This is a genomic window from Streptomyces sp. NPDC051822 (assembly GCF_044452745.1).
Classification (GTDB): Bacteria; Actinomycetota; Actinomycetes; order Streptomycetales; family Streptomycetaceae; genus Streptomyces.
The window spans coordinates 1-7555 of record NZ_JBITBZ010000001.1 but is presented as its reverse complement, the minus strand read 5'-3'; the positions used below and the strand labels follow the sequence as shown (position 1 = coordinate 7555).

At 69.9% G+C, this 7555-nt stretch carries 9 protein-coding genes; 5 read left to right on the top strand and 4 right to left on the bottom strand.

The window, feature by feature from the left end; genetic code table 11:
* Positions 1-93 precede the first annotated feature (93 nt).
* Entirely contained in the window at positions 94-885 is a 792-nt protein-coding gene (locus ACIA8N_RS00045) for a hypothetical protein (RefSeq protein WP_365787189.1), read from the bottom strand.
* Between the two features lie 200 nt (positions 886-1085).
* Here ACIA8N_RS00045 and ACIA8N_RS00040 point away from each other — a divergent pair, with 200 nt between their 5' ends.
* From ACIA8N_RS00040 to ACIA8N_RS00025, 4 genes are all read left to right on the top strand, one after another.
* A complete protein-coding gene (locus ACIA8N_RS00040) occupies positions 1086-1883 on the top strand; it encodes an ABC transporter ATP-binding protein (RefSeq protein ID WP_365787191.1) in 798 nt (265 codons plus the stop codon).
* Between the two features lie 74 nt (positions 1884-1957).
* Complete coding sequence (locus tag ACIA8N_RS00035) at positions 1958-2383, top strand: NfeD family protein (protein WP_365787193.1); 426 nt, start codon at positions 1958-1960, stop codon at positions 2381-2383.
* A gap of 93 nt (positions 2384-2476) precedes the next feature.
* The gene (locus ACIA8N_RS00030; RefSeq protein WP_030222652.1) at positions 2477-3415 is read left to right on the top strand and encodes an SPFH domain-containing protein; all 939 of its coding nucleotides are present in this window, start codon (positions 2477-2479) and stop codon (positions 3413-3415) included.
* Positions 3416-3507: 92 nt separating this feature from the next.
* Positions 3508-4281 (top strand): sulfite exporter TauE/SafE family protein, encoded by a 774-nt coding sequence (locus ACIA8N_RS00025; RefSeq protein WP_365787195.1) that lies wholly within the window; start codon positions 3508-3510, stop codon positions 4279-4281.
* A gap of 85 nt (positions 4282-4366) precedes the next feature.
* Here the strand turns inward: ACIA8N_RS00025 and ACIA8N_RS00020 are convergent, their stop codons facing one another.
* The 3 genes from ACIA8N_RS00020 to ACIA8N_RS00010 all read right to left on the bottom strand — a co-directional run bounded on the left by ACIA8N_RS00020 (position 4367) and on the right by ACIA8N_RS00010 (position 6416).
* On the bottom strand, positions 4367-4873 hold the full coding sequence (locus ACIA8N_RS00020) for an HNH endonuclease (protein ID WP_030556486.1): 507 nt from the start codon (positions 4871-4873) through the stop codon (positions 4367-4369).
* A gap of 166 nt (positions 4874-5039) precedes the next feature.
* A complete protein-coding gene (locus tag ACIA8N_RS00015; RefSeq protein WP_365787198.1) occupies positions 5040-5579 on the bottom strand; it encodes a YbhB/YbcL family Raf kinase inhibitor-like protein in 540 nt (179 codons plus the stop codon).
* A gap of 54 nt (positions 5580-5633) precedes the next feature.
* Entirely contained in the window at positions 5634-6416 is a 783-nt protein-coding gene (locus tag ACIA8N_RS00010; RefSeq protein WP_365787200.1) for a sporulation protein, read from the bottom strand.
* A gap of 87 nt (positions 6417-6503) precedes the next feature.
* On the opposite strand from ACIA8N_RS00010, the gene ACIA8N_RS00005 reads away from it, so the two are divergent.
* On the top strand, positions 6504-7151 hold the full coding sequence (locus tag ACIA8N_RS00005; RefSeq protein WP_365787202.1) for a DNA-3-methyladenine glycosylase: 648 nt from the start codon (positions 6504-6506) through the stop codon (positions 7149-7151).
* Positions 7152-7555: the final 404 nt, after the last annotated feature.

Sequence of the window (7555 nt, the reverse complement as noted above, 5' to 3'; positions counted from 1 at the left end):
GGTTCTCGCACCGCTCGGCCCTGGCGGGCCTCCCGGGCTTCGGCCCGCTGCGCCGGACTCCGTCCGCCGGTCCGGCTGAGCCTCCAGGAGGGGTCAGAGTCCCCGGTCCCGTTCCCGCTCCTCCACATACGCGTTGTACGCGGCGACCTGAGCCCGCCGGGCCACCCGTTCCACCGGCCGCAGCGCCTCGCCCCGCGCCGCCATCTCCGAAGCGCTCACCGCGCCGCCGTGACCGTGGTCGTACGCGAGGTCCACAAGGAGACCGATCCGCTGCGCCAGCTCCAGGACCCGCACCGCCCGCGGCGGATACCCGGGGGCCAACACCTCCCGGCCCACCTCCGCCCTCGCCCGGTACGCCTCCCGCGCCGCGTCCGCCGCCGGGCCCGAGGCCGCCACGTCCAGCCGGGTCAGTACCGCGGTCGCGTCCCGCAGGGCCTCCGCCAGCTCCCGCTCCGCCTCGCCGAGCGAGGGCACGTCCGCCGGCGGGGCCTCCCGCACCGTGAGGCAGCGCCAGACCACCTCGACGTGCACGTCACCCACCGGACCCGCCTCGGAGACCTCCGGCACGAGACCGTACGGCGCGCCGAAGCCCACCACCGCCTCCTCCGCGTCCAACGCGCGCGCGTTGAAGTCCGGCGGCCCGCTGAGCCCCAGGGGATGCCCCGGCGCGGGCAGCGCCACCCGCCACCCGGTCACCCCGAGCCGCCGCAGCCGGCCGAGCGCCAGCGTCAGCCCCACCGGCCGCGCCTCACCCGGCAGTCCCTCCACGCGGTGCACCGCGTCCTCCCCGACAATGGCAAGGGCCGCCTCGTCCGGCGACACCGCCCCGGCCAGCAGGGCATTGCCCCAAGCGGCCAGGCGTCCTGAGCGTGGTTCCGAAAGCATCCCCCAAGACTAGGGAATCGAAGGAGGCCCCCGGGCCCGCCCGGGAAGTCCCGCCCGGCCCACCGGACGGACGGCGCCGCATTCCGGGCAGGCCCAGGGACGGCCCCGCTCCCTCGATAACGTAGGTTTTCCCCTGGACGCCGCGCCCACCCGGCGCAAGGCGACGACACGACTCGACCGCAAGGGGAGACAACGCGCTCATGAGCGATGTACTGGAGCTGGTGGACGTATCCGTGGTCCGCGACGGACGGGCTCTGGTGGACGAGGTCTCCTGGTCGGTCAAGGAGGGCGAGCGCTGGGTGATCCTCGGACCCAACGGCGCCGGCAAGACCACCCTTCTGAACATCGCCTCCAGCTACCTCTTCCCCACCAAGGGCACCGCCCAGATCCTGGGCGAGCGGCTCGGCGGCACCGGCACGGACGTCTTCGAACTCCGCCCCCGCATCGGCATGGCCGGCATCGCCATGGCGGAGAAGCTCCCCAAGCGCCAGACCGTCCTCCAGACCGTCCTCACCGCCGCGTACGGCATGACCGCCACCTGGCACGAGGACTACGACCCGGTCGACGAGGAGCGCGCCAAGGCCTTCCTCGACCGGCTCGGCATGAACGAGTACCTGGACCGGAAGTTCGGCACCCTCTCCGAGGGCGAGCGCAAGCGCACCCTCATCGCCCGCGCGATGATGACCGACCCCGAGCTCCTGCTCCTCGACGAGCCCGCCGCCGGTCTCGACCTCGGCGGCCGCGAGGACCTCGTCCGCCGTCTCGGCCGCCTCGCCCGCGACCCGTACGCCCCCTCCATGATCATGGTCACCCACCATGTCGAGGAGATCGCGCCCGGCTTCACCCACGTCCTGATGATCCGTCAGGGCAAGGTCCTCGCCGCGGGCCCCGTGGAGACCGAACTGACCTCCCGTAACCTTTCGCTCTGCTTCGGTCTCCCGCTCGTCGTCGAGCGCGTCGCCGACCGCTGGACCGCCCACGGTCTGCCCCTGAAGTAGCGGCGCGAGCGCCGGCGTCCCGCACAGCCGCCCGCGCCCTGTCCCCGAGGACCCCACCGCCCTACCATGACCATGTGGACATCGACGCATGGGTCTGGTGGCTGATCGGCGCGGTGGGGCTCGGCATTCCGCTGGTCCTGACCGCGATGCCCGAATTCGGCATGTTCTCCGTCGGCGCGGTCGCGGGGGCGGTGACCGCCGCCCTCGGATTCGGCGTCGTCGCCCAGGTGATCGTCTTCGTCGCCGTCTCCGTGGCGCTCATCGCGGTGGTGCGCCCCATCGCGGCCCGCCATCGCGACGGCAGAGGCCTCGCCACCGGCGTCGACGCCCTGAGGGGCCGTCAGGCCGTCGTCACGGAACGGGTCGACGGCAGCGGCGGCCGCATCAAGCTCGCCGGCGAGATCTGGTCCGCCCGCGCGCTCGACGCCGGACAGACCTTCGAACCGGGCGACCAGGTCGACGTCGTCGAGATCGACGGAGCGACCGCCGTCGTCATGTGACCGAACCTCGCCCATGACGTTCCGTCGTCTGCGAAACTCGATCTTGCAAGGCCACCCGGCAGTCAACCGGCAGCGAAGGACACGGGGAACACGATGTCAGCAGTCATCATCGTTTTGATCATTCTGGTGGTGCTCGTCTTCATCGCCCTGATCAAGACGATCCAGGTCATCCCGCAGGCGAGCGCGGCGATCGTGGAGCGCTTCGGCCGCTACACCCGCACGCTCAACGCCGGACTGAACATCGTCGTCCCGTTCATCGACTCGATCCGCAACCGGATCGACCTCCGCGAGCAGGTCGTCCCGTTCCCGCCGCAGCCGGTGATCACCCAGGACAACCTGGTCGTCAACATCGACACGGTCATCTACTACCAGGTGACCGACGCGAGGGCCGCGACCTACGAGGTCGCCAGCTACATCCAGGCGATCGAGCAGCTCACCGTCACCACCCTCCGCAACATCATCGGCGGCATGGACCTGGAGCGGACCCTCACCTCCCGCGAGGAGATCAACGCGGCCCTGCGCGGCGTCCTCGACGAGGCCACCGGCAAGTGGGGCATCCGCGTCAACCGCGTCGAGCTCAAGGCGATCGAGCCGCCGACCTCCATCCAGGACTCGATGGAGAAGCAGATGCGCGCCGAGCGGGACAAGCGCGCCGCGATCCTCACCGCCGAGGGAACCCGCCAGTCCGCGATCCTCACCGCCGAGGGCGAGAAGCAGTCAGCCATCCTCCGCGCCGAGGGTGAGGCCAAGGCCGCCGCCCTGCGCGCCGAGGGCGAGGCCCAGGCCGTCCGTACGGTCTTCGAGGCCATCCACGCCGGCGACCCCGACCAGAAGCTCCTCTCGTACCAGTACCTCCAGATGCTCCCGAAGATCGCCGAGGGCGACGCCAACAAGCTCTGGATCGTGCCCAGCGAGATCGGCGACGCCCTCAAGGGCCTCTCAGGCGCCTTCGGGAACATGGGCAACGGCGCCCCCGGCTTCAACACCAAGGGCGGCGGGACCGAAAGGCGAGACGAACCGCCGGTTGACTGACACGTACACGTAATCATCGTGCATGATCGGTGCGAGCCCCTCGACCCCGGCAGCCTCAGGGCGGGGAGGCGACTCACTGACCGTGTAAGGAGATGGCGTTGTCCATCTGGGAAGCCCTGGCAGTCTTCGCCGCCGGCATCGGCGCCGGCACCATCAACACCATCGTCGGATCGGGAACGCTCATCACGTTCCCGGTCCTCCTCGCGACCGGACTCCCTCCGATCACCGCGAACGTCTCCAACGCCCTGGGACTCGTGCCGGGCTCCATCAGCGGAGCCATCGGCTACCGGCGCGAACTCAAGGGGCAGAAGGCCCGCATCATCCGCCTCGGCGCCGCCGCCCTCGTCGGCGGCCTCGTCGGCGCGATCCTGCTCCTGGCACTGCCGTCCGAGGCCTTCGACGCGATCGTGCCGATCCTCATCGGCCTCGCCCTCGTCCTGGTCCTCCTCCAGCCCCGCATCGCCGCCGCGGTCAAGCGCCGCCGCGAACAGACCGGCACCCAGGCCCACCCCGACGGCGGCCCCGCCCTCCTCGTCGGCCTCTGCCTCGCGAGCGTGTACGGCGGTTACTTCGGCGCCGCCCAGGGAGTGCTGTACCTCTCCCTCATGGGCCTGCTGCTCCACGACAGCCTGCAGCGGATCAACGCCGTCAAGAACGTCCTCGGCGCCCTGGTCAACGGCGTCGCCGCGGTGTTCTTCCTCTTCGTCGCCGAGTTCGACTGGACGGCCGTCCTGCTCATCGCGGTCGGCTCGACCATCGGCGGCCAGATCGGCGCCAAGGTCGGCCGCAAGCTGCCGCCCGCGGTCCTGCGCGGAGTGATCATCGCGGTCGGCATCGCCGCGATCCTCCAACTGACACTCCGTTGACCGTCACGGCGACACACCGACACAGCGGACGGGCCCGCCTCCCCACACCGGGGAGGCGGGCCCGTACCGTAGGCACGCGGCAGTTCTACGCGGCCGACCTCGCCAGCCACTCCGGCAGCTCGGACCGCTCGCTCGCCCGCATCGCGAGCAGCATCGCGTCCGCCGGCGTCGGCTCGAACGGCTGGTGCAGCAGCGGCATCCCCGCCTGCTCCGGCGTCCGGTCGGCCTTGCGGTGGTTGTCCTCGGCGCACGAGGCGACCGTGTTCAGCCAGCTGTCCCCACCGCCCTGGGCGCGCGGCACCACGTGGTCGACGGTGGTCGCCCGCCTCCCGCAGTACGCGCACCGGTGCTGGTCCCGCACCAGTACCCCCCGCCTCGACCACGGTGCCTGTCTTCGGAAGGGCACCCGTACGTACCGGCAGAGCCTGATCACCCGCGGCACCGGGAGATCGACCTCGGCACCCCGCACCCGCAGATCGGGATGCGCGTGCTCGACGACGGCCTTGGCCTGCAGGACAAGCACCACCGCACGGTTGAGAGTGACCGTCGAAAGCGGCTCGAAGCTCGCGTTGAGTACCAGCGTGTCCCGCATTGTGCCCACCTCCCGTGTGCAGGCCCGGCCCCGGACGGGGCGATGGGGCCTGGATCAACGATGGCCGGGCCGGCCGGGGTCGGACAACGCAATATTTCCCGCGCAACAAAAGATGCCCGCTTCTGATCTCTCCAAGACCAGAAGCGGGCAAACAACAAACGAACGATCAGCCCGCCGCGGGAGCCGCGTACTCACCGATCAACTGGGCCCGACCAAGGGTGTGGAACCGCAGATTGAAACCGACGGCGGCCGGCGAGGCGTCGGCGTCCGGCCCGAGCTTCTCGCTGTCCACCGCGTACACCGTGAACACATAGCGGTGCGCCGGATCCCCCGCCGGGGGAGCCGCACCGCCGAACTCCTTCGAGCCGTAGTCGTTCCGGGCGTGCACGGCCCCGGCCGGCAGCCCCTCGAACGACCCCGAACCGGCACCCGCGGGCAGCTCCGTCACCGAAGCCGGGATGTCGAAGAGCACCCAGTGCCAGAACCCGCTGCCCGTGGGGGCGTCCGGATCGAAGCACGTGACGGCGAAGCTCTTCGTCCCCGCCGGGAAGCCCTCCCAGCGCAACTGCGGCGAGGTGTTCCCCGCCGCGTACACCTGAGCGTCCTTCAGGACCCCACCCGGTGCGATGTCGTCGCTCACCACGGTGAACGCCGCCACCGGCGGATGGAAGTCATGGGGGAGCGGCGCCCTCTTGCCCTCGGACACGTCGAGTACCTCCGAAATCGTCCGTAATCGTCCGTCAACGCTGACGGGCCGAGCCTAGAGCCAGTTGCGGCGGCCGCCGACCTCGGCGAGCCACTGGTTCAGGTAAGCCGCCCAGTCGGTCGTGTGGAAGTCGTCCAGGCCCACCTTGAACGCACGGAAGGAGTCGCTGCCCTCACCGAACAGACCCGGCTTCTTGTCCATCTCGAGCACGACGTCCATCTCGCGGTCGTCCGCGACGAAGCTGACCTCGACCTGGTTCAGGCCCCGGTACTGCTGCGGCGCGAAGAACTCGATCTCCTGGTAGAACGGCAGCTTCTGCCGCGTCCCACGGATGTGACCGCGCTCCATGTCCGCGCTCTTGAAGCGGAAGCCGAGCTGGAGGAAGGCGTCCAGGATCGCCTGCTGCGCCGGCAGCGGGTGCACGTTGATCGGGTCCAGGTCACCGGAGTCCACCGCGCGGGCGATCTCCAGTTCGGTCGTCACCCCGATGTTCATGCCACGCAGCTGCTGCCCGGCGACGGAGGTGACCGGCGTCTCCCACGGGATCTCAAGACCGAACGGCACCACGTGCACCGCGCCGGCCTTCACCTCGAAGGCCCCGCCGAGACGCACCTTGCCGAACTCGATGTCCTGCTTCTGCTCCTGGTCACCGCCCTCCACCTCGACCCGCGCCTGCAGGCCGACGGAGAGCCCCTCGATCTGCTGGTCGACGCTGCCGCCCTGGATGCGCACCTCGCCCTGGACGACACCGCCCGGAACAACGTTCGCCTCGGTGAGCACCGTCTCCACGCTGGCCCCACCGGCACCCAGGCTCGCGAGCAGCTTCTTGAATCCCATGAACTTCACTCCTTCTCGGTCCTGACCCCTACATACGCGCGACGACCGTAGCCGGTTCCCTTCGGATCCCCACTACGCTCGGACGCCATGAGCGAGAGCCCCGACCGTACGCCGCTCCCGCGGGCGTTCTTCGACCGCCCGGTACTGGAGGTGGCCCCCGACCTCCTCGGCCGCACCCTCGTCCGCAACTCCGACGAGGGCCGCATGGAACTGCGCCTCACGGAGGTGGAGGCGTACGCCGGCGCGATCGACCCCGGCTCACACGCCTTCCGAGGACGCACCGCACGCAACGCCGTCATGTTCGGCCCGCCCGGCCACGCGTACGTCTACTTCACGTACGGCATGTGGCACTGCCTGAACCTGGTGTGCGGTCCCGAGGGCGAGGCGAGCGGGGTCCTGCTGCGCGCGGGGGAGTTCCTGACGGGCGCCGAGCAGGCCCGGGTCCGCCGCCGGTCGGCCCGCAACGACCACGAGCTGGCCAAGGGCCCGGCACGTCTGGCAACGGCGCTCGACGTCACCCTCTCCATGAACGGCACGGACACCTGCGCCGGCCCGGACGCCCCGCTCGCCCTCCTCACCGGCACCCCGCCGGACCGGGACCACATCCGCAGCGGCCCCCGCACGGGCGTCGGCGGCGAGGGCGCCCCGCACCCCTGGCGCTTCTGGCTCACGGAGGACCCGACGGTGAGTCCTTACCGTGCCCACACGCCCCGGAGGCGCAGACTTGACTCCTGAGAGCCGACCGCCTAACGTAGCCCGAGCAGCTGGTTACGGACCTGCTTCTTCAAGCACCTCCGCAGCAGCCACCCACTACTGAAGATGAAGCCCCGGCTGGGGTCTATTCCGGCATGCCGGAATAGGAATTCGAATGCCTCGATTATGAGGCACCGAAGGAATCCGCTAAAGTAGTGAACACGCCGAGAGGCGAAAGGCAGCCAACAGGCCACCGGATACAAACCCCGAACCGGAAACGGAACGGAAACGATCTGGTAAGGTTGGAAACACGAAAGGAAGCCCGGAGGAAAGCCCGAGAGGGTGAGTACAAAGGAAGCGTCCGTTCCTTGAGAACTCAACAGCGTGCCAAAAATCAACGCCAGATTAGTTGATACCCCGTCCATCTTCGGATGGCGAGGTTCCTT

Bases quoted from the DNA above. Each gene is read 5' to 3' on its own strand.
- ACIA8N_RS00045 (WP_365787189.1), bottom strand. From the start codon at position 885: ATGCTTTCGGAACCACGCTCAGGACGCCTGGCCGCTTGGGGCAATGCC.
- ACIA8N_RS00040 (WP_365787191.1), top strand. From the start codon at position 1,086: ATGAGCGATGTACTGGAGCTGGTGGACGTATCCGTGGTCCGCGACGGA.
- ACIA8N_RS00030 (WP_030222652.1), top strand. From the start codon at position 2,477: ATGTCAGCAGTCATCATCGTTTTGATCATTCTGGTGGTGCTCGTCTTC.
- ACIA8N_RS00025 (WP_365787195.1), top strand. From the start codon at position 3,508: ATGGCGTTGTCCATCTGGGAAGCCCTGGCAGTCTTCGCCGCCGGCATC.
- ACIA8N_RS00020 (WP_030556486.1), bottom strand. From the start codon at position 4,873: ATGCGGGACACGCTGGTACTCAACGCGAGCTTCGAGCCGCTTTCGACG.
- ACIA8N_RS00010 (WP_365787200.1), bottom strand. From the start codon at position 6,416: ATGGGATTCAAGAAGCTGCTCGCGAGCCTGGGTGCCGGTGGGGCCAGC.
- ACIA8N_RS00005 (WP_365787202.1), top strand. From the start codon at position 6,504: ATGAGCGAGAGCCCCGACCGTACGCCGCTCCCGCGGGCGTTCTTCGAC.